Annotated in this window: 18 protein-coding genes and 1 pseudogene; 8 read left to right on the top strand and 11 right to left on the bottom strand. The window is 72.2% G+C overall.

What is annotated here, in order from left to right:
* Positions 1-6: 6 nt before the first annotated feature.
* Complete coding sequence (locus AB0N31_RS04075) at positions 7-3,381, top strand: NACHT domain-containing protein (RefSeq protein WP_366056771.1); 3,375 nt, start codon at positions 7-9, stop codon at positions 3,379-3,381.
* Positions 3,382-3,408: 27 nt separating this feature from the next.
* On the opposite strand, the gene AB0N31_RS04070 is transcribed toward AB0N31_RS04075, so the two are convergent.
* A complete protein-coding gene (locus AB0N31_RS04070) occupies positions 3,409-4,074 on the bottom strand; it encodes a GAF and ANTAR domain-containing protein (RefSeq protein WP_366056841.1) in 666 nt (221 codons plus the stop codon).
* Between the two features lie 211 nt (positions 4,075-4,285).
* On the opposite strand from AB0N31_RS04070, the gene AB0N31_RS04065 reads away from it, so the two are divergent.
* Positions 4,286-5,299 carry a 2-hydroxyacid dehydrogenase gene (locus tag AB0N31_RS04065; RefSeq protein ID WP_366056770.1) on the top strand — a complete coding sequence of 338 codons (1,014 nt, stop codon included), beginning with the start codon at positions 4,286-4,288 and terminating at the stop codon, positions 5,297-5,299.
* A gap of 236 nt (positions 5,300-5,535) precedes the next feature.
* Entirely contained in the window at positions 5,536-6,366 is an 831-nt protein-coding gene (locus tag AB0N31_RS04060) for an alpha/beta hydrolase (protein ID WP_366056769.1), read from the top strand.
* Here AB0N31_RS04060 and AB0N31_RS04055 read toward each other — a convergent pair.
* Together AB0N31_RS04055 and AB0N31_RS04050 are read right to left on the bottom strand one after the other, a co-directional pair.
* Positions 6,356-6,769, bottom strand: a complete 414-nt coding sequence (locus AB0N31_RS04055; protein WP_366056768.1) for an ATP-binding protein — start codon at positions 6,767-6,769, stop codon at positions 6,356-6,358. The two genes, AB0N31_RS04060 and AB0N31_RS04055, sit on opposite strands and share 11 nt — an antisense overlap.
* A 321-nt stretch (positions 6,770-7,090) precedes the next feature.
* Complete coding sequence (locus AB0N31_RS04050) at positions 7,091-7,672, bottom strand: DUF4383 domain-containing protein (RefSeq protein ID WP_366056767.1); 582 nt, start codon at positions 7,670-7,672, stop codon at positions 7,091-7,093.
* Positions 7,673-7,922: 250 nt separating this feature from the next.
* On the opposite strand from AB0N31_RS04050, the gene AB0N31_RS04045 reads away from it, so the two are divergent.
* Complete coding sequence (locus tag AB0N31_RS04045) at positions 7,923-8,111, top strand: hypothetical protein (RefSeq protein ID WP_366056766.1); 189 nt, start codon at positions 7,923-7,925, stop codon at positions 8,109-8,111.
* Between the two features lie 82 nt (positions 8,112-8,193).
* Here AB0N31_RS04045 and AB0N31_RS04040 read toward each other — a convergent pair whose 3' ends face one another.
* The 3 genes from AB0N31_RS04040 to AB0N31_RS04030 all read right to left on the bottom strand — a co-directional run bounded on the left by AB0N31_RS04040 (position 8,194) and on the right by AB0N31_RS04030 (position 9,605).
* On the bottom strand, positions 8,194-8,487 hold the full coding sequence (locus AB0N31_RS04040) for a DUF3140 domain-containing protein (RefSeq protein ID WP_366056840.1): 294 nt from the start codon (positions 8,485-8,487) through the stop codon (positions 8,194-8,196).
* Positions 8,488-8,544: 57 nt separating this feature from the next.
* Positions 8,545-8,778 (bottom strand): DUF2945 domain-containing protein, encoded by a 234-nt coding sequence (locus AB0N31_RS04035; protein WP_366056765.1) that lies wholly within the window; start codon positions 8,776-8,778, stop codon positions 8,545-8,547.
* 152 nt (positions 8,779-8,930) lie between these two features.
* A complete protein-coding gene (locus AB0N31_RS04030; RefSeq protein ID WP_366056764.1) occupies positions 8,931-9,605 on the bottom strand; it encodes an alpha/beta fold hydrolase in 675 nt (224 codons plus the stop codon).
* Between the two features lie 234 nt (positions 9,606-9,839).
* Here AB0N31_RS04030 and AB0N31_RS04025 point away from each other — a divergent pair, with 234 nt between their 5' ends.
* Both AB0N31_RS04025 and AB0N31_RS04020 read left to right on the top strand, forming a co-directional pair.
* On the top strand, positions 9,840-10,424 hold the full coding sequence (locus AB0N31_RS04025; protein ID WP_366056763.1) for a sigma-70 family RNA polymerase sigma factor: 585 nt from the start codon (positions 9,840-9,842) through the stop codon (positions 10,422-10,424).
* Complete coding sequence (locus tag AB0N31_RS04020; RefSeq protein WP_366056762.1) at positions 10,421-11,173, top strand: anti-sigma factor; 753 nt, start codon at positions 10,421-10,423, stop codon at positions 11,171-11,173. The genes AB0N31_RS04025 and AB0N31_RS04020 overlap by 4 nt, the downstream gene beginning before the upstream one ends.
* 218 nt (positions 11,174-11,391) lie before the next feature.
* On the opposite strand, the gene AB0N31_RS04015 is transcribed toward AB0N31_RS04020, so the two are convergent.
* The gene (locus tag AB0N31_RS04015; RefSeq protein ID WP_366056761.1) at positions 11,392-12,696 is read right to left on the bottom strand and encodes a cyclopropane-fatty-acyl-phospholipid synthase family protein; all 1,305 of its coding nucleotides are present in this window, start codon (positions 12,694-12,696) and stop codon (positions 11,392-11,394) included.
* Positions 12,693-13,970, bottom strand: a complete 1,278-nt coding sequence (locus AB0N31_RS04010) for a cyclopropane-fatty-acyl-phospholipid synthase family protein (RefSeq protein ID WP_366056760.1) — start codon at positions 13,968-13,970, stop codon at positions 12,693-12,695. The genes AB0N31_RS04015 and AB0N31_RS04010 overlap by 4 nt, the downstream gene beginning before the upstream one ends.
* 1,059 nt (positions 13,971-15,029) lie before the next feature.
* Between AB0N31_RS04010 and AB0N31_RS04005 the strand changes: the two genes are divergently transcribed.
* Complete coding sequence (locus AB0N31_RS04005) at positions 15,030-15,182, top strand: hypothetical protein (protein ID WP_366056759.1); 153 nt, start codon at positions 15,030-15,032, stop codon at positions 15,180-15,182.
* A 165-nt stretch (positions 15,183-15,347) separates the two neighbouring features.
* Positions 15,348-15,539, top strand: coding sequence for a sigma factor (locus AB0N31_RS04000; RefSeq protein ID WP_366056758.1), 192 nt, complete (start codon positions 15,348-15,350; stop codon positions 15,537-15,539).
* Positions 15,540-15,900: 361 nt separating this feature from the next.
* Here AB0N31_RS04000 and AB0N31_RS03995 read toward each other — a convergent pair whose 3' ends face one another.
* The 3 genes and pseudogenes from AB0N31_RS03995 to AB0N31_RS03985 all read right to left on the bottom strand — a co-directional run bounded on the left by AB0N31_RS03995 (position 15,901) and on the right by AB0N31_RS03985 (position 19,122).
* Positions 15,901-16,749, bottom strand: coding sequence for a carbohydrate ABC transporter permease (locus tag AB0N31_RS03995; protein WP_366056757.1), 849 nt, complete (start codon positions 16,747-16,749; stop codon positions 15,901-15,903).
* Positions 16,746-17,704 (bottom strand): annotated as a pseudogene (locus AB0N31_RS03990) (sugar ABC transporter permease). The gene AB0N31_RS03995 and the pseudogene AB0N31_RS03990 overlap by 4 nt, the downstream one beginning before the upstream one ends.
* Before the next feature lie 98 nt (positions 17,705-17,802).
* Positions 17,803-19,122, bottom strand: a complete 1,320-nt coding sequence (locus AB0N31_RS03985) for an ABC transporter substrate-binding protein (protein ID WP_366056756.1) — start codon at positions 19,120-19,122, stop codon at positions 17,803-17,805.
* Between the last annotated feature and the right edge of the window lie 262 nt (positions 19,123-19,384).

The following is a 19,384-nucleotide window of genomic DNA, read 5'->3' as shown; positions in this document are numbered from 1 at the left end:
CCGCCCGTGCTGCGCGCCACCTCGTCGGCCGACCGCGTCGTCCTGGTCAGGGGAGCCCTCCAGGGCACCGGGGTGCTGATCGGCCCCCGGCACGTCCTCACCGCCGCCCACGTGCTGACCGGCCCGCCCCGGGCACGTGTCCGGCACCCCGAGAACGTCACCGACCTCAGGAGCAGACCGCCGAAGCTCGTCATCGTCCCCACACGGCCCCCGCGCACCGCCGAGATCATCCACCCGCACAGCTCCGAGTGGGTCACCTGCGAAGTGCGGTGGCTCGACGCCGACCGCGACCTCGCCCTGCTGCGCACGCGCAACGAAGTGGTCGGCCCCGACTTCCTCCAGCCACTGGGCCGCATGCGCCTGGGCCGGATCGCCACCGCGCAGCCCGTCACCGACTGCCAGATCATCGGCTTCCCCGCCGTGCAGCGTGATCCCGGCACCGGCGACATCGAATGCGACCAGTACCAGGTCACCGTGCTGCCCCTGGCGAGCCGTCTGCGGCCCGACGTCATGGTCTGCGAGTTCGCCCGCGGACCGGTGGCGGAGACCGACGACGGCTCCTCCCCGCTCGCCGGGCTCTCCGGCGCCCCGGTCCTCGCCGGCGGAGTGCTGCTCGGCATCGTCACCGGCGTCCCCCGCGGACGCGACCACCTGCGGATCGAGGCGGCCCCCGTCGAGGCGCGGCAACTGCGGACGTCGGTGACCACCGAGGCGGGACACCTCCCCCCGCGGCCGGAGGACGTCACCGAGACCCACCGCCGGGACGAGGAGTTCGAACAGGAGTACCGGCGTGCGGTCAAGAACCGCTACCGCAAGATCGACATCATCGGCCTCGACGAACTCACCACCCACGAGTCCCGCTGGGACCTGGACACCGCCTACCTCCACCTGGAGGCGGAGACCACCCAGCCGCCGGCCGGTTCCACCGGCACCCCCTCCCGTCCCGGCCGCGTCGACCGCCTGCTGGCGGAGGCAGGGCCTTGTGTGCTGCTGCGGGGCGAGGCCGGCGCCGGCAAGACCACGCTGGTGTGGTGGTTGGCCTCCCACGCCGCGTCGGGCACCCTCGGCGGCAGCCTCGCGCCGATGAACGGACTGGTGCCGTTCGTCGTCCCCCTGCGCAGCCTCCGGGCGAACGGCGACGGATTCCCCCGGCCGGGCGAACTGGACCGGGCCGCCCGGCTGATGACCGACGAGGCCCCGCCCGGCTGGGCACGCAGGGTCCTGGCGGCGGGACGAGGACTGCTGCTGGTCGACGGCCTCGACGAGGTTCCCCGGGGCGACCGGACGGACGCCCGCCAGTGGCTCGGCGACCTGCTCGCCGAGTACCCCGGTCTGCGCTGCCTCGTCACTGTACGGCCGCTGGCCGTGGAGGCGAACTGGCTCGGCCACGAGAACTTCCGCGAACTGCGCCTGCTGCCCATGCGGGACACCGACATCCAGGCCTTCGTCCACGCCTGGCACGACACCGCCCGCCGGGAACGGACCCTGTCGCCCGACGAGTACGGGCAGCTCGCCGAACTCGAGGCCGCGCTGAAGGGGAAGTTCACCAGTAACCCGGCGCTGCGCAACCTGGCCCGGACCCCCCTGCTGTGCGCGGTGATCTGCGCCCTGCACCGCCGTAACGGGGGAGAGCTTCCGGTGAGCCGCCCCGAGCTGTACACGGCGGCGCTGAAGATGCTGCTCGGCAAACGGGACACCCAGCGCAGGATCTCCGATCCGGAAGGCATCAGGCTGGCCCCGGACCGGCATCAGCTCCTGCTCCAGCGCATCGCCGTCTGGCTGGTGCGCAACGGCCAGTCGCAGCTCTCCCACGGACAGGCCGAGGGCCAGCTCCTCCCCGTCCTCAGAGGCATGCCCGACGTGCGCCACTCCGTCGGTGCCGTGCTGCGGCACATGCTCAACCGCAGCGGAGTGCTGGAGGAACGGACGCAGGACAGCATCCAGTTCATCCACCGCACCTTCCAGGACTACCTCGCGGCACGGGAGTTCCAGGACAGCGACTGCCTCCAGGAACTGCTCGGCCACGCCGCCCAGGAGGAGTGGCAGGACGTCGTGCTGCTGGCGATCGGCCACTGCCGGACCTCCGAGGTCGAGAAGGTCGTCGACGACCTGCTGGCCCAGGGCGACGCGCACGAGGGCCACCAGCGGTGGAACCTGCATCTCCTCGCCGCCGGCTGCGCCGCCGAGGCGGTGTTCCTGCCGCAGGGGAAACGCGACGCCGTGGCCGAGCGCCTCAAGGCCTTCATGCCGCCCAAGGACGTGCTCCAGGCGACCGAGGTGGCCAAACTGGGGCCCTACGTCCTCCCCATGCTTCCGGGCCCCGAAGGACTTCCCGAGGACGTGCAACTGCTCGTCGCCACGACGCTGACCCGCATCGGCACCGTCGACTGCCTCCCGCTGGTGCGCAGATACGCGGCCCGGCCGAACCGCGTCCTGCGCCAGTTCCTGGCCGCGGCCTGGGGGGACTTCCCGGCCGAGCCCTACGCGCGCGAGGTTCTCGCACGCATGCGGCTCGACGACCTGGAGATCGTGGTCAACCGCGACCCCATGCTCCGGCACCTGCACCTCCTCGGGCCGCTCACGAAAGTCGTCCTGGACGGACCGTTCACCGCCGAGCAGCTCGACCGGCACCTGCCGCGCACCGCGCTCGACCGGCTCGTCATCACCGGCAACCCCGCCCTGAGCGACCTGTCGTTGTTGAAGGGACGCCCGCGGATCAGGCACCTGCACGTCGAATCCACCGTCCGGATCCGGGACATCTCCGACGTGGCGGGCTCCCGCCTCACGACCCTCGCCCTGGACGCCGCACTCCTGCTGCCGGAGGATCTGGAGGCCATCCCCGCGGTGGACGGCCTGCGGGAACTGCACCTGCACCGGCTGCCGATCGGACAGTACGCGTGGCTTCCGCCACCGCACCCGTCCGTGGCGCGGCTGTCGGTGTCGAGCCAGGACCTCCAGGTCGACACCCTGCACCGCTGGGTCGGCCTGCGCGGCCTCGCCGTCCGGCAGCCGACCCCCCTCGACGAACTCTTCACGCAACTGGCGGCACTGCCCAGGCTGCGCGCCCTCCAACTGCCGGTCACCGAGCCCGCGGAGGAACTGCGCGGGCTGCCCGCGCTCGCCCAGGTGCACTCCCTGACACTGCCCGACCTCGTCGACGACCCGCGACTGGGCGGGGTGGCGGCCACGTTCCCGGCCCTGCGCAGACTCACCATCGGCCTCGGGCGCACCACCTCCCCGGTGGTCGACCTCACGCCCCTGCACGCCCTGCCCGGCCTCCGCGTGACGATCCTGGCCCGCGGGAGACCGACACTGCGCGGCACCGGCCGGCTCGCCGACCGGCTCCGTGTCGAGGTCACACCGGACGAGGACCTGCTGTGACAGGCCGCGGCCGGCCGGTACCGGCGATCAGGAGTCCCCGGGGCCCTCGGCCCGGATCTGCTGGGCGACGTCACGCAGCTTGATGTTGTGGTGCTGGGAGAACCGGCGCAGCACGCTGAAGGCGTCGGCCTCGCTCAGCTTGTGGCGCTCCCTGAGCATGCCCATGGCCTCACCGATGGCGTGCCGGGCCTCCATGGCATGCTCCAGCTGGTCGACGGTGCGTGCGCCGGCCAGGGCGACGGCGGCGTGCGAGGCGAGCAGCCAGCCGGCGGTCTCCACCTCCTCGCGGAAGGCTCCGGGGCGGCGGGCGTACAGGTTCAGCGCGCCGAAGTCCTCGTCGTCGGTGTAGAGGAGGACACCGGTCATGCTGCCCACGCCCAGCCCGCGGGCCTCCGCGGCGAACCGCCGCCAGGCAGGCCGGGGCCGACTCAGGTCGGCGATCCGGTAGACGCGCTCGCCGTCCGTGCCGCGGGCGAGATCGAAACAGGGGCCCTCGCCCAGCCGGCCCTGCAGACGGTCGCACTCCTCGGCCATGTCACCGCAGGCCGCCAGCGTCACGGCCCGTCCCTTGCGGACCGCGAGGATCCCCGCCGCGTCGCAGCCGTCCACCAGTTTCACGGCCGCCGCGGCGATCTCGTCCAGTGTCGCCTGGACGGAGTCCTGGGCCAGCAGATCCCGCGCGAGCACGGCCATCTGTTCGGCGTACTCACGCCACTCCACCGTCACCACCGCCTCCGTCACCGGTTCGACCACACTAGCCGCACGACGGGGCACCAGTGCCACGCACGGACGGTGACCGCGCGAGCGGTTCACCGGTGACCCCCTCGACGAAACGTGCGCGGTCCCCGGCCGCCGCTCACCTTGCCTAAGGTGGAAGGCCGACAGCCGCTACCGAGGAGTGCACGTGGAGATCGTTGCGTACGGAGTCCTGGCGGACGAGCAGCCGCTGCTGCAGGCGGAGTTCGAGCGGGTGCTCGCCGACCGTCACGACCTGCGCTGCCTGGGGATCTTCCTGAACCGGGACACCGTCCCGACCGCGGCCGGGCACGAGATCGTCCTCAGCAGTGTCAACGACACGCTGGACGCCGAGGTGCTGCGCGCCCTGGCCGCCGGGGGCACGCGGATGATCGCCCAACGGGCCACCGGTTACAACAACATCGACCTGACCGTGGCGCGCGAGCTGGGGCTCGCCGTGGCCCGGGTGTCGTACTACTCGCCGTACTCCGTCGCCGAGTTCGCCTGGACGCTGGCCCTGGCGGTCAACCGCCGGATCGTGCGCGCCGCGCACCGCACCCGTGAGTTCGACTTCCGTCTCGACGGTCTGATGGGCCGTGACCTGCGCGGCCGGACGGCCGGGGTGGTGGGCACCGGCAAGATCGGTGCCGCGTTCGCGCGGATCGCCCATGGGTTCGGCATGCGCCTGCTGGGCTGGGACATCGCCGAGAACCCCGACTGCCTGGCCCTCGGCATGGAGTACGTGGAGCGGGAGCAGTTGTTCGCCGAGGCGGACCTGGTGAGCCTGCACGTGCCGCTGCTGCCCGAGACGCACCACCTTCTCGACGCGAAGGCCCTGGGCCTGATGAAGAGCGACGCCATCCTGGTCAACTCCAGCCGCGGCGGTCTCGTCGACACGGACGCCCTGCTGGAGACGCTGCGGGCCGGACGGCTGAGCGGGGTCGGGCTGGACGTGTACGAGGAGGAGGCCGGGGTGTTCTTCCTGGACAAGTCGTTGGAGGTGATGACGGACGAACGCCTCGCCAGGCTGATGACGTTCAGCAACGTCCTGATCACCTCGCACCAGGCGTACTTCACCGAGGACGCCGTCGGTCAGATCGCCCGGACCACGGTCGCCAACGTCGCCGACTACCTGTCCGGCCGCACCGGTGACGACGTCCTCGTCCCACCGCCCGCCGGCTGACATCCGCCCGCGTCGCGCCGACGACGCGGGCGACGCCGGAGGGCGGACTTCCGGGAGCACCGTGCACCGCCCCGCGCCGTGCTCCCGGAAGCGCACCCTCCGGTGAGGGGGTAATGTCCGGAGTTGCCCGCGGTCGTGACAGCCCCGGTCGGCAGGTCGACGTGCCCCGGCCGCCCTGTGCGACTGCCGCTTCTCGTGAACCCCCGATCGGGAAAGACAAGTGGGAAGGATCTGCCATGGGCACGGTCACCACGAACGACGGCACCAGCATCTTCTACAAGGACTGGGGTCCGCGCGACGCCCAGCCGATCGTCTTCCACCACGGCTGGCCGCTCAGCGCCGACGACTGGGACGGTCAGATGATGTTCTTCCTCGACGAGGGATATCGCGTGATCGCCCACGACCGGCGGGGCCACGGCCGCTCGTCCCAGAGCCCGACCGGCCACGAGATGGACACCTATGCCGCCGACGTCGCAGCCCTGGCCGAGGCCCTCGACCTCCGGGGAGCCGTCCACATCGGCCACTCGACCGGTGGCGGCGAGGTCGCCCGCTACGTCGCGCGCGCCGAGCCCGGCAGGGTGGCCAAGGCCGTCCTCGTCGGCGCGGTGCCCCCGATCATGCTGCGGACAGCGGCCAATCCCGGGGGTCTGCCGATGGAAGTCTTCGACGGTTTCCGCGCCGCCCTCGTCGCCAACCGCGCGCAGTTCTACCTCGACGTACCGACCGGTCCGTTCTACGGCTTCAACCGGCCCGGCGCACAGGTGTCCCAGGGCGTCATCGAGAACTGGTGGCGGCAGGGCATGCAGGGTGCGGCCAACGCCCACTACGAGTGCATCAAGGCCTTCTCGGAGACGGACTTCACCGAGGACCTCGGGCGGATCGAGGTCCCGGTCCTGGTCGCACACGGCACCGACGACCAGATCGTGCCGTACGACGACTCGGCACCCCTGTCGGTCGAGCTCCTGCAGAACGGCCGGCTCAAGAGCTACGAAGGGCTGCCGCACGGCATGCTGACCACGCACCCCGACGTCCTCAACCCCGACCTGCTGGCCTTCGTCAAGGAGTAGCGGCATCCGTGTCGAGCGTCACGTGCACGGTCTTGCCGCCCAGGGCGGGGACGACCGTGACGGTGTCGCCGAGGAGGGCGACGAGAGCCAGCCCGAAGCCGCCCCGCTCCCCGGGCACGCTCTGCCGCTCGGGGAGGTCCTCGCTCTCGTCGGCGACGCCGATGTCCAGCAGCGTTCCCCGCATGGTGAGGGTCAGCACGCACGGGCCGCGCGTGTGGTGGACGGCGTTGGTGACCAGTTCGGAGACGATGAGCACCGCGTCCGAGGCGCGGGGCGTCCCACCGGCTTCGGCGGCGAGCCACCTGGTGGTGTAGCGGCGCGCGGTACGTGGGGCGTGCGGATCGTAGGGGAGGAAGACGGTGAGGCGTCGCATGGGGGTCGCCGTCGGTGGGGTGATGGTCATGACCGCTTCCCTCGGGGGGTTCGGCCGGTAAGTGCTCGGTGCCGGCGATCTGCCGGTGCCGCGGCGCCGCGGCACCGGCGGACAGTCACTGTCCCCGTGCCGTCGGCAGCCCTGGGGGAGGAGTCGGCGTCCCGGGGGCGAGCACCACCGCGCGTGCGGCGGTGCTCGCCCGCGCGTCGCGGTAACCGCTCGCGGTCGAAGCGGGAACCCGGCGACAGGGCGGCGCGCGCCCGGTCGTCGTGACGGCCGGGCGCGCACCGGTGCTCCACCGCTCCACGGCCGCCCGGCGGCACCTGCCGCCGGGCGGCCCGGGGTGGGGTGTCACTCGGCATGGCTGACACGGCCGGTCAGGGCGGGGCCCGCCGCGGCGTCGGCATGGCCCCCGGGAAGGCTTGCGGCGGCGGTGACGGCCCGCCGGCGTGCGAGGGACTCCCGGGCCGCCTCGCGCGGGTGGCGGCGGCGCCAGTAGGGGTTGTCGTGGGACAGCTTGCTGGAGACGCGGCCGTACATGCCGAAGGTCAGGATGACCAGGCCCATGACGAAGCTGAACATCACGTTGGTCATGCCGAAGTCGAGGACGTTGGCGGGCCGGTCCAGGACGAAGATGTGGGCGAAGCCGCTGAGCAGGAAGAGGGTGCCCACGGTCATGTTGAGCGTGGAGGCGAAGTTGCCGCCGATGACGCCGCCCGCGACGAGGGCGAGACCGACGGCGACGGAGACGAGGCTGAGGACGCCGTTGGTGGTCAGCCCGGCGAGGCTCTCGCCGTCGGTGTTGAACGGCGCGAGCTGGTTCGCGAAGCCCAGTACGCCGAAGACGAGCAGGACCACGCCGCAGAACGCGGCTCCGTAGCGGTACACCGTGGCGAGCTTGTGATCGACGGGAAGCTCGTCGCTAAGCCTCATGGCGTTTCCTTTCCGGCCGGGAAGACGGTTGGCCATCGGGCCGCTGAGCCCGGCGCCGCTCCCTCTCGTCCACGTATTCGGGACATAGGGTGCGAAAGGTTGCGGGGGAGCGAAGAAAGGCGGTACCGGTGCGCCGAGCCGGCCTCACGGGTCGCGCCGCGGGCGCGGGAAGGCGTGGCATTCCCTTGAGGGACCGTTCCTCGTCCTGGGATGATCACCGGACCGCGGGAACGAGGCAGGGGTGGGGAACATGGCTGTCGTGGTGCTGCTGGGCGTCCTGGCGCTCGTCGTCGGAGGGTGCGTCTGTGTGGTGTGGGCGGCCCGCGGCGGACCCCGTTGGGTCCGCGTCGTGGCGGCCGTGACGCTCACCGCGGGCGAGCTGCTGCGCAGCAGCTCGGGGAAGAAGCGGACCACGACGAGCGGCGGTGACGACGACTAGGGCGTGACGGGCGGCCGCGCGACGCCGGTCCTCACGGAGCCCGTGCTCACGGCGCCGGCCCGCCCGTCGCGCGGTGCCGGTCCTACGCGTCGCCCCCGCCCGCGAGCGGGTCGTGGCCCCAGTTCTTGAGCGAGTGGCGCCGGCGTGTGTCGCGTACGTCCCCGGACGGACGCTGCGCCAGGTGGCGGCGGACGTAGCCGACGACCTTGCGCATGTGCCGGTAGTCGGCGTCCGACAGATCGTCCTTGCGGGTCCTGAGGATACCGAGGACGTGGCGGCCGGAGGAGTGCCCGGTGGACTCACCGCCGCCCTCGTGCTGCCCGGCGCTGAGCGACTCCTCCGTCCCCAGCCACTTCTCCAGCTCCGACGGCTTCATGTTGACCAGTTCGCGGAACTCGTGCCACGTCCGCTCCCGCTCCTTGTCCACGGTGCCTCACTTCCCGCGCTTCCTGAGGGCGGACGGCTTGTGGACTGCGGAGCGCCCGGACTTGTCGCTGCGCACCTCGTACTGCGGCTCCTCGGGCGAGGCGTCCACGGTGCGCCCGGCGGCCTCCGTCCGCTTGGTGATCTTCTTCTCGACCCGTCCCGTCGTCTCACTGCCGTGGCTGCTCCAAGCCACCTCGTCGCCCTCGCCCGGGTCCCTGCCCCCGTTGTCGTCCTCGGCCATGGCTGCGCCTCCTGGTGTCGCGGCGCGGCCCCGGAGGCCTCGTGCCGGGGCCGCGGTCGGTGCTTCCACCTTGGAGCGCGGTCCGGCGAGTCGCATCCCGACGTCCGTCCCCGAACCCGTCGCCCGCCCCTCGCGCCGCACCGGCGCGGGCCCTACCCGGAGCCCCGCTCGGCCGCCAGCAGATCGGCGACGGCCGAGCCCGTCGTACGGTGCCAGGTTCCGCTGTGGCGGAGCATGGCGTGGTCGCCGCCCGCCACGGGAAGGAAGCGGGCCCGCGCACCCGCCCGGCTGGCCCGCCGTACGTACGTCGCCGACGCGCGCGGGTCGGTGACGCGATCACGGTCCCCGTGGACCACGACGATGCCCTTGTCCCGCAGGTGCGCGACCGGTTCCCCGGCGGGGCACCACGGAGCCAGGGCCACCACGGACCGCACCCGGGGCGCCGAGGCGGCGCGCAGAGCGGCCCGCCCGCCCATGGAATGGCCCACCAGGACGACCGGGACGTCGCCGACGAGACGGGTCAGTTCCGCCAGCGCCCGCCGGGCGTCCCGCAAGGGATCGGCGGCCTCCTGGTTCCAGCCTCGCACCCGGTAGCGCACCGCTCCCAGGAAGACGTCGTCCGGCACGGCGGCGGCGACGGCCCGCACCACGGGCCTCATCCGCACGGCCGCCGGATGCCAGGGACGTGAGGGGTCCCGGCTGTCGGACCTGCCGCCGTGCAGGAACAGCACCGCGGCGCGGGCCGCACGGGGAACGCGGCGTGTCAGCAGGGCACCGGCGGGCTCGGCCGCCACCTGCGGGGGCGCTTCGTCCTCGGACGCGGGCATCGGTGCTCCTCGGCGTTCGCGGGGTCTCCCGGCCGGGACGACCGGTCATCCACCGATGATGCGTCGCCGGAGCTCCGACGGCTCGGTCCGCCGGCGACGCGCTTTCGCCCGTCCTCGTACCCGCCTCCTCGTACCCCACCCGTGGCCGTCCGCGGGTGGGGTACGACTGGGACCAATCCGCCGCCCTCCGGGGACCGGATTACCAGCGGAAAAGCCCGACCTCGGAGGACCTTTGTGAAAGAAGCCGTCTACATCGGCACGAACCCCTCGGCCAAGCCGGACCTGCAGGAACTGCTGGGCCAGGTGGCTCTCGGCGACGAGAAGGCGTTCGCCATGGTCTACGACGCCGTGGTGGGGCCGGTCCTCGGGGTCGCCCGTGCCGTCCTGCGCGACCAGGCCCAGTCGGAGGAGGTGGCCCAGGAGGTCCTGGTGGAGGTGTGGCGTACCGCACCGCGCTACCGGGCCGAGCGCGGCACCGCCATCAACTGGATCCTGACGCTGGCGCACCGCCGGGCCGTCGACCGGGTCCGCTCGGTGGAAGCCGCGGCCGTCCGCGATCACAAGGCGGCGCTGCTGGACCGGACACCCGAGTACGACGAGGTGACCGAGCAGGTCGAGGCGCGTCTGGAACGGGAGCAGGTGCGGCGCTGTCTGCGCACCCTGACCGACATCCAGCGGCAGGCCGTCACGCTCGCGTACTACCGCGGCCTGACGTACCGCGAGGTGGCGGAGGCGCTCACGCTTCCGCTCGGCACGGTCAAGACCCGACTGCGCGACGGACTCATCCGGATGCGCGACTGCCTGGGAGTGAGCGCGTGACAACCGCCGATCTGCACCGCATGACAGGCGCCTACGCCCTGCACGCACTTCCCCCGGACGAACGTGAGGACTTCGAGCGGCACCTCGAGGACTGCGAGCTGTGCGTGGAGGAGACCGCGGAGCTGTCCGCCACCGCCGCCCGCCTCGGACTGGCGACGTCCGTCACGCCCGGCCCGGCACTGCGCGAGCAGGTCCTGCGCCGCATCACCACCGTCCGGCAGGACGGCCCCGGCGGCCCCGCGCCCGTGCGCTCGGTCGGTGCCGCCCGCCGCATGCGGATGATGTCGCGGTGGGCGCTGGCCGCCTGCGTCGCGGCCGCCGCCGGACTGGGCGGCGCGACCGTGTGGCAGCACCAACGTGCCGACGAGGCCCGGGAAGAGGCCCGCCGGGCCGAACGCGGCGTCGACGAGATCGCCGCCGTCCTCACGGCCCCGGACGCCAGGACCAGCACCGCGCGCCTGGCCGACGGCGCCACCGGCACCGTCGTCGTCTCCGGCAGCAGGGACAAGGCCGTCTTCCTCGCCTCCGGGATGGACCGGCCGCCCTCCGGGAAGGTCTACCAACTCTGGTTCGACGACCACGGCACCATGCGGTCCGCCGGTCTGATGGACCCCGACCGCACCGACCAGGCCGTCGTCATGGCCGGAGCCCTGGACGGCGCGTCCGGAATGGGCATCACCGTGGAACCCGAGGGCGGTTCGCAGCGGCCCACCTCCGATCCGGTCGCCGTGATGGCGTTCACCACCTGAACGGACCCGAACGGACCGGGCCCCGCCGACACCGGCGGGGCCCGGTCCGTCTTCGCACGTCACCTCGGCGGCAGCGGGAAGAACCCGCCGGCGCGCGCCGGGTACGCGGCCGCCCCGGCCGATGCGCACGGAGATGCCGAAGGTGACCGGCACGAGGCCCGGCGCGGCCGCCGCCGACCACGCGAGGCCGACGGCGAAAGCGCCCCGCACCACGTCGTTCACCACCGCTGCAGCCCCGTGTACCAGTCACCGGGCGTCACGGGGCTGTCGTCGGCCCCGCCCGGCGCCGGCCGGGTGCTCAGGATCTGGTCGACGCCCGTCCGGCCCTCCTCGAAGGCCAGCCCCCCGCCCACCAGGTACAGCCGCCACGCGCGCGCCGTCTCCACGCCGACGAGCCGCACGACGTCGTCCCAGCGTTCCTCCAGCCTGCGGCGCCAGCCGTCGACCGTGCGGACGTAGTGCTCACGCATCGACTCCACCGACCGCACCTCTAGACCCGCCCGCTCCAGCAGGACGACCGTCTCGCCGAGCGGGCGCATGTGCAGGTCGGGGGCGATGTACGCCTCGATGAACGCGCCGCCCCCGGGCGCCTCGCGTCCGCGCGACATCTGCTGCACCAGCACCCGGCCCCGCGGGCGCACCAGGCGGTGCAGGGACGCCGCGAACGCCGGGTACTCGGCGTCCCCGACGCGTTCGCCCGTCTCGACCGTGGCGACGGCGTCGTAGGCACCCCCGGTGATGTCCCGGTAGTCCTGGCACACCACCTCCACGCGGTGCTCCAGGCCCCGCTCGCGCACCTGCCCACGGACGTACGCCGCCTGCTCCCGGGCCGGCGTCACCGCGGTGACCTGCGCCTTGTGCCGCTCCGCCGCGTGGAGCGTGAGCGAACCCCAGCCGCAGCCGATGTCGAGCAGCCGGGCGCCGGGCACCAGCGCGAGCTTGCGGCAGATCAGCTCCAGCTTGGCGCGCTGGGCGTCGGCCGGGGTGCACTCCGGGTCCTCGGCGGGCCAGTAGCCGCACGAATAGGCCATGGTCTCGTCGAGCAGGAGGCGGTAGAAGTCGTCGGACAGGTCGTAGCGATGGCTGATGGCGGCCCTGTCCCGGGTCTTGCTGTGCAGACCGCCGCGCAGCCGGGCCTGCGAGGCCGGCGCACCGGGCCGCGGACCGAGCGCACCGAGCCGCAGCGCGGTGCCGACCGCGCGGGCCCGGTCGGCGACCGAGGGGCGGGGAAGGGGCAGGTCCCGTTCGCGTGCGGCGGCCCACACGGCCCGCAGCCCTTCGCCCAGGTCGCCCTCCACGTCCAGGTCACCCGTCACATAGGCCTGCGCCAGGCCCAGTTCGCCGGGCTCCCACAGCAGCCGGCGCAGGGCGCGCCGCGACCGTACGACGACGACGGGTCCGCCGGGCGGGCCGGCCTCGCCGCCGTCCCAGGTGCGCAGCCGCACCGGAAGGGGACCGCCGGTCATGGTCTCGGCGAGGTCGGCGATGCGCCCGGCGGCGCCGGACCGGGAGGTGGTGGTCATCGGGCGTGGTTCTCCTTGGTGAACAGGTACTGCTGCACGTCCAGGTGGCCGGAGCGGAAGCCGGCCTCGCAGCAGGCCAGGTAGAAGGTCCACATCCGGCGGAACGTCTCGTCGAAGCCGAGGGCGTCGACCTCGTCCGCGCGGTCGGCGAAGCGTCCGCGCCACAGCCGCAGGGTCTCGGCGTAGTGCGCCCCCAGGGCGTCACGGCGGGCGACGCGCAGCCGGGTGTGGTCGCGGACGGTCGCGGCGACCGCCTCCACCGAGGGCGGCAACCCGCCCGCGAGGACGTACTTCTGGATCCAGCCGAAGGTGTCCCGGGTGGCGAGTGTCCGCTGGTGCGGCACGGTGACGGCCTGGACGACGGCCCGGCCGCCGGGCGCCAGCCGCGCGTCGAGCGTGCGGAAGCAGTGCGGCCGGAACTCCGCGCCCACGGCCTCGACCGCCTCGACGCTCACCACGGCGTCGTACGTGCCGTGCGCCTCGCGATGGTCCCGCAACTCGACCGAGACCCGGTCGCCGAGGCCGGCCGCCGCGATCCGCCGCAGGGCGAGGTCGCGCTGCTCGCCGGAGAGCGTGATCGAGGTGACCCGCGCGCCGCGCGCCGCGGCGCGGATCGCCAGCTCGCCCCGGCCGGTGCCGATCTCCAGCACCCGGGTGCCCTCCTCGACCCCCGCCAGGTCCAGGAGCCGGTCGATCTTGCGGTGCTGCGCGGCGGCCAGCAGGTTCCAGGTGGCGGGAAAGCCGCGGAACAGCGCCGCCGAGGAGGTGAGCGTGTCGTCGAGGAACAGCGCGAACAGGTCGTTCGACAGGTCGTAGTGGCGGCTGGTGGTGTTCCGGGCGCCGTCGCGGGTGTTGCGCTCGGAGGCCGGCCGGCGCGGCGCCCACAGCGCGCGCAGCCGCTGGAGCGGGGCCGGGACCAGCCCGTCCGTGGTGCCGGCGAGCACGGTGAGCACGGCGACCAGGTCGGAGGCGTCCCACTCGCCCGCCATGTACGACTCGCCGAAGCCGACGATCCCCCGGCTGCCGATCCGGCCGTGGAACGCCTGCGCGTCGTGGACCTCCAGGACCGGTCCGCCCCTGCCGAGCCAACTGCCGTCGGCGAACCTGACCCGCAACGGCAGTCGTTCCAGGACCCGGCGCAGGACGGCCGCGATGATCGCGGTCCGCCCGGCGGAGGCCTTCGGCGGCTGTGCCACGTCGGGCCAGCGGGCCGGGTCGACGACCCCGGTGGTGGTCCGTGCCGAGGCGGCGGGTCGGGTCTCGGCTGTCCTCATGCTGCGTTCTCCGGTGTCTCGTGGCGGTCGGCGCCCGGCGGGACGGGCAGCCCGCGTGGGGACAAACGGTCGCCGGTGAAGTGATCACGCGTGCCGATGCGGGCCAAGGGCCTTGAGGAGCAACGCAGTCCGGGAAGCCGGTCGGCATCGGCGCACCCCCTGTACACACGGTGGCGCAGCGCGTACCGCGAGGGTGCCGTACGCATACGGGACATCGCGCACGAGTACAGCGCGGGCACGTCGCTCACCGGCGCGGCGGCCGCCGCCACCCCGCTGCCCACGACGATCGTGCGACGGCACCCGCGGCCCCCTCCCGCCGCGGACGCCTGCCGCTCCGGTTCCCCCCGACGTGCGCCTGCCATCGCCACTTCCTCCCAGCGGGTCACGGACGCCGCGTACGCGCGTAATCCGGAGCCCGGCGGAGAGCGGATTGGCCGAAGGGGTTCTTCCCACGATCCGGTGAACACCGTCGTCCCCGCGAAGCCGCCGAGAGGTTCCCGGCGTTGTGACATGGACACCGGGGCCGTCCGCCGTCTGAGACATGCAGCCGATCACCGATCGGACGGATCACCGGAGGACGGATGAAGACGAAGAGGTTGGTCGCAGCGGGAGTCGCCGCGCCGGCCCTGGCGGGCGGGGCCGGCAGGGCGCTCGCCGTGGGCGGCCCGACGCCGGCCGCCGGGTCCGATGCCACGGACGCCGGAAGCCGGCGCGCCGCGGCAGGCCGGGAGGCAGCGGACGTACACCTGCCCGGGCGGGCCCCGGCCGCGTCGGCCGGACCGCGCGTGGTGCGGCCGACGCGGCCGGTGGAGATAGGCCAGGGCGCGAAGACGGGGCTGTTGCCCGAGGGCAGGCAGAACTACGTGGTGGCCTGGAACGACTACGAGGCGGCCGTCGAGCAGGCCAGGAGCCTCGTCGGCGACGACGTCCGCCCCGACAGCATCAGCGCTGGAATGGGGGTCGACGGTGACGACGTGCTGTTCACCGGCGCCTTCCGCACGGACACGGTGCCCGCGCGTCACCCTGCACATCGGCACGGGCGCCGAGGCGGCCGCCGGCATGCTGATGCTGCCCGGCAGGCCGGGCTGGGGCACGTGCTACTACGACGCCGGGACGGGCCGTCCGCGGGAGACGGTCGAGGTGACGGCCTACGCCCCCGACGGCTCGGTTCTCGCGCGTCTGGCCTACGCCCCTTCGCCCGCAAGCCGCTGACGACGGTTCCGCCCACGCGGTGGTGAGGTCACGCCGTCGTGCCGCTCGCGGCCGAGGGGCACGACGGCGTGACGGCGACCGCGCAGGCGGCAGAACACGAGGACACGATGGAAGACGAGCACGGAGGCGGACTTCCGGGCGTTCATGGTCGGCCGCCGGCCCCGCATGCTCCGTACCGCCCACCTCCTGACGGGGCATCACCAGGACGCGGAGGACCTGGTCCAGGCCGCCCTCGCCAAGGCCTACGCGAAGTGGGAACGCGTACGGCGCACGGACGACCCGGACGCCTACGTATGGCGCATCATGATCAAGCCAACGCGGACCGACTGCGGCGCATCAAGGTCCCCGAATGGCTGACCACACGTTTTCGGAGCACACCGCCCCGGACGACAACGAGGCCTTCGCCGAGCGGAGCGCGGTACTCGACGCGCTCGCCCGCCTGCCGGCCAGACAGCGAGCCGTGGTCGTGCTGCGCAGAGGCCGCGCCGCGCGTCGCCGCCCCACCGCGACCCTCGCGGCCGGCGCGGTGACCGCCGCGGCGGTGGCTCTCGGGCCGACCGGTCCGGCCCGGACCGCGGCCCCCCCGCCGGCCACGGCGCCCCCATCCACGGGCTCGCCCCGCCCCGTAACCGCCCCGGCCATGGGGGCGGCGGCACCGGGCTGCTGCCTTTGGGGCGTCGGTCACGCCGCGCGCTCCCGCGGTCGGAGCCGTCCGGTGTCACTTGGTCGCCCCCTGCGAGAACCCGTTGTAGATGTAGCGCTGGAGGAAGAGGAACACGAGCAGGGTCGGGACGATCACCAGGATCGTGCCGGCCGAGATGTTCTCCCAGTGCGCGCCGAAGGGGCCCTTGAAGCGGAACAGCGCGGTGGAGATGGTGCCCAGGTCCTCCGACGGCATGTAGAGGAAGGGGATGTAGAAGTCGTTGTAGACGGTGATCCCCTTGATGATCACGACCGTGGCGATCGCCGGCTTGAGCAGCGGCAGGATGATCTTCCAGTAGATGGTGAGGGAGTTCGCCCCGTCCAGGCGCGCGGCCTCGTCGAGGGAGACCGGGATGCCCCGGATGAACTGCAGGAAGACGTAGATCGAGACGATGTCCGTCCCCATGTAGAGCAGCACCGGCGCCCACAGGCTGTTGAACAGGCCGAAGCTGTTGACCACCTGGAAGGTGGCGACCTGGGTGGTGACCCCGGGCACCAGGGTCGCGATCAGGAACAGGGCCATGACCGGCTTCTTCGCGCGGAAGGCGAAGCGGTCGACGGCGTAGGCCGTCATCGACCCGATGAGGACCGTTCCGGTGATCGAGAAGAGCAGGATGAACGCGGTGTTCGCGAAGGCGGACAGCATGTGGCCGTCGGTGAAGGCCGTGGCGTAGTTGCCGAAGTTGAGCCAGTCGCGCGGCAGGGTCAGGGCGCCGCCGTCGGCGACCTCCTTCGACGTCTTCAGCGAGGTCAGGAAGACGACGACGAGCGGGACCAGCACGATCAGGGACGCGGCGACCAGCGACAGGTAGGTCAGCGCCGGAGCGATCCGGCGACGGCGTGCGGCGTGCGGCGGCGTGGTCATACGAGATCCACTTTCTCGTCGGGCACGAGGCGGCGCTGGATCCAGGTGACCAGCAGGATGATCAGGAGCAGGACGACGGCGGCGGCGGACGCCAGGCCCGTCTTGTTGAACTGGAAGGCGAGCTTGACCGTCTGGATGACGAAGGTCGAGGTGCCGGTGGCGCCGCCGGTCATGATGTACGGGATCTCGAAGACGGACAGCGACCCCGAGACGGCCAGGATGACGCTGAGGCTGACGACCGGTCGGATGCTCGGGGCGATGATGTGGCGGAACTGCTGCCACCGGGAGGCCCCGTCCAGCTGGGCCGCCTCGTACAGTTCGGCCGGGATCGACTGGATCGCGCCCAGGAACAGCACGAAGTTGAGCCCGGTGAAGCGCCAGACGGACACCCCGGCCAGCGAGGTGTTCGCCGATGCGGGGTCGCCGAGCCACGCGTGGTCGGAGCCGGCGCCGAAGAAGGACAGCACCGAGTCCGCGTGCCGCCGTCCTGGAAGAAGTAGAGGAAGACGAAGCCGATGGCCACGCCGTTGACCAGGTAGGGGAAGAACAGGATGCCCTTGAAGAGGTTCCGCAGACGCAGGTCGAAGCTGAGGACGGTCGCGAAGTACAGGGCGATCACGATCTGCACGGCGGAGGCCGCGAGGTAGTAGAAGCTGACGAAGAACACCCGGAACAGTTCGGGCCGGGTGAAGATCTGACGGTAGTTGTCGAAGCCCGTGAAGTCGCGGTCCGGGCTGACGCCGTCCCAGTCGGTGAAGCTGTAGAAGATCATGTTTCCCACGGGCACGTAGGTGAACGTGATCAGCAGGGCCAGGGGAGCGGCGAGGAAGAACCACGGGGTGAGGCGGCGCAGCAGCGGGGGGCCGCCGCGGGGCGACGGGCGGCGTGGCCTGCCGGGGGGCGGGGTGGCGGCGCACGGCACTTTCGCGGGTGCCGTCTCGGTCGTCTCGGGCATGTCGGGCCTTTCGTCGTCCGCTGGTCTGCGGCGGGCGGCCGGCCCCGTCCGTCGGTCCGGGCGGGGCCGGTTGCGGCTGGGGGAGGGGCCGGCAGGGGTCAGGAGCCGACGGTGCCGGCCGCCTCGTTCCACCGCTTGTCGAGGTCCGCGAAGAAGTCCTCCAGGTCGCCCTTCTGGGCGCCGCGAGCGGTGTCGACCAGCTTCTGCCGGTAGTCCGGCTTGTTGAGGCCGATCTCGGCCGCGTTGTCGATCGCGTTCACCTCACCGGTCTTGGCCTCGGAGCGCTCCAGGAAGGTGACATCGTTGTCAACGAAGTCCTCGAGCGTGCCGGGCATCTCGGCGGACTTCAGTGCGGAGACGGCGCCTTCCTTGGCGGCGAAGCCGGACTTCTCCGCGAACCAGTCGATCCAGGCCCGCGCGGCGGCCTTGTGCTCGGAGTGGGCGTTGACCGCCTGCTGGTAGTCGGAACCGAGCACGGCGCAGTACTTGCCGTCCTTCTGCGCGGGGAAGGGCATGAAGCCGATGTCGTCGGGGTCGGTGCCGGCCTGCCGGGCGGCGTCGCGCATCTGGGTGACGGCCCAGGATCCCAGCTGCATGGTGGCGATCTCGCCCTTGGCGATCATGCCCTTGGACGCCTCCCAGTTGGTGGTGTTGGGGTCCTTCTCCGACAGGCCGGACTCGACGATGTCGTGGAGGAGGGAGTCGATCGTGTGCAGTTCGCCGCCCTTCCTCCAGGGCGACACCGCGCCGGCCAGCTTGTCGTTGGCCCGGGCGTCACAGGTGACCGAGCCGATGTTGTTGCTCCACGCGGTCAGCGGCCAGCCGTCCTTGAAGTTCGTGTAGTACGGCACCGAGTCCGTCCTCGACCTGATCGCCTTCAGGGCGTCGACGAACTCCTGCGGTGTGGTGGGCCAGGCGGTGACGCCCGCCTTCTTCCACACGGCCTTGTTGTAGAGGAAGCCGTTCGCGGTGCCGAAGGTGGTGATGCCGTAGATCTTGCCGCCGACGTCGGTCCTGTCGCTGAAGCGGTACTTGCCGCCCAGCTCCGCGCTGCTGCCCAGTGGGGCGAAGAACTTCGGGTAGTCGTTCTTGGCGACGACGGCCGGGATCATCAGGACGTCACCGTAGTCCTCGGTGTTCATCCGGATCTTGACCTCCCCCTCGTAGTCGGTGAGGGCCTCGAACTTCACCTTCACCTTGGGGTAGGTCTTGCGGAACTCGGCGGCGTACTCGTCCATCGTCCCGTTCTGGACGAGGTCGGTGCGGTGCGTCAGAACCTTGATGGTGCCCGAGGCGTCGGCGGGATCGGCGGGTGCCTCCGCCGCCTCGCCGGAGGCCGTGCCCTGGCCACTGCAGCCGGCGACGGTCAGGACCGTGGCGGCCAGAAACGCTCCCGTGAGCGACTTCTTCTTCCCCATGTGCCCAGCTCCTTCAGGATTGCGGCTCAGCGCTGCGGATGGGATGTGGGCACTATGGCAGCCGCCGATTAACCGGTAAAGCTAGGATTTCCCGCACGATACGCAATCGTTACCGTGGGTGGCGTGCGGCTGATGTTGACGTGCTCCGGGTCACGGGCGGAGATCACGGAGGGAACTAGACCGGTTTATGGACAGCCGTTGATCAGCCGGTTAGGTTGTCGGCCGTTGTCCCTCCACCGGGGCCTGAGTCAGGCGATTGGAG

Source organism: Streptomyces sp. NPDC051051 (genome assembly GCF_040682975.1).
Classification (GTDB): Bacteria; Actinomycetota; Actinomycetes; order Streptomycetales; family Streptomycetaceae; genus Streptomyces.
Note: the sequence above shows the minus strand (reverse complement) of the source record. Positions and strands in the feature narration are given on the sequence as shown.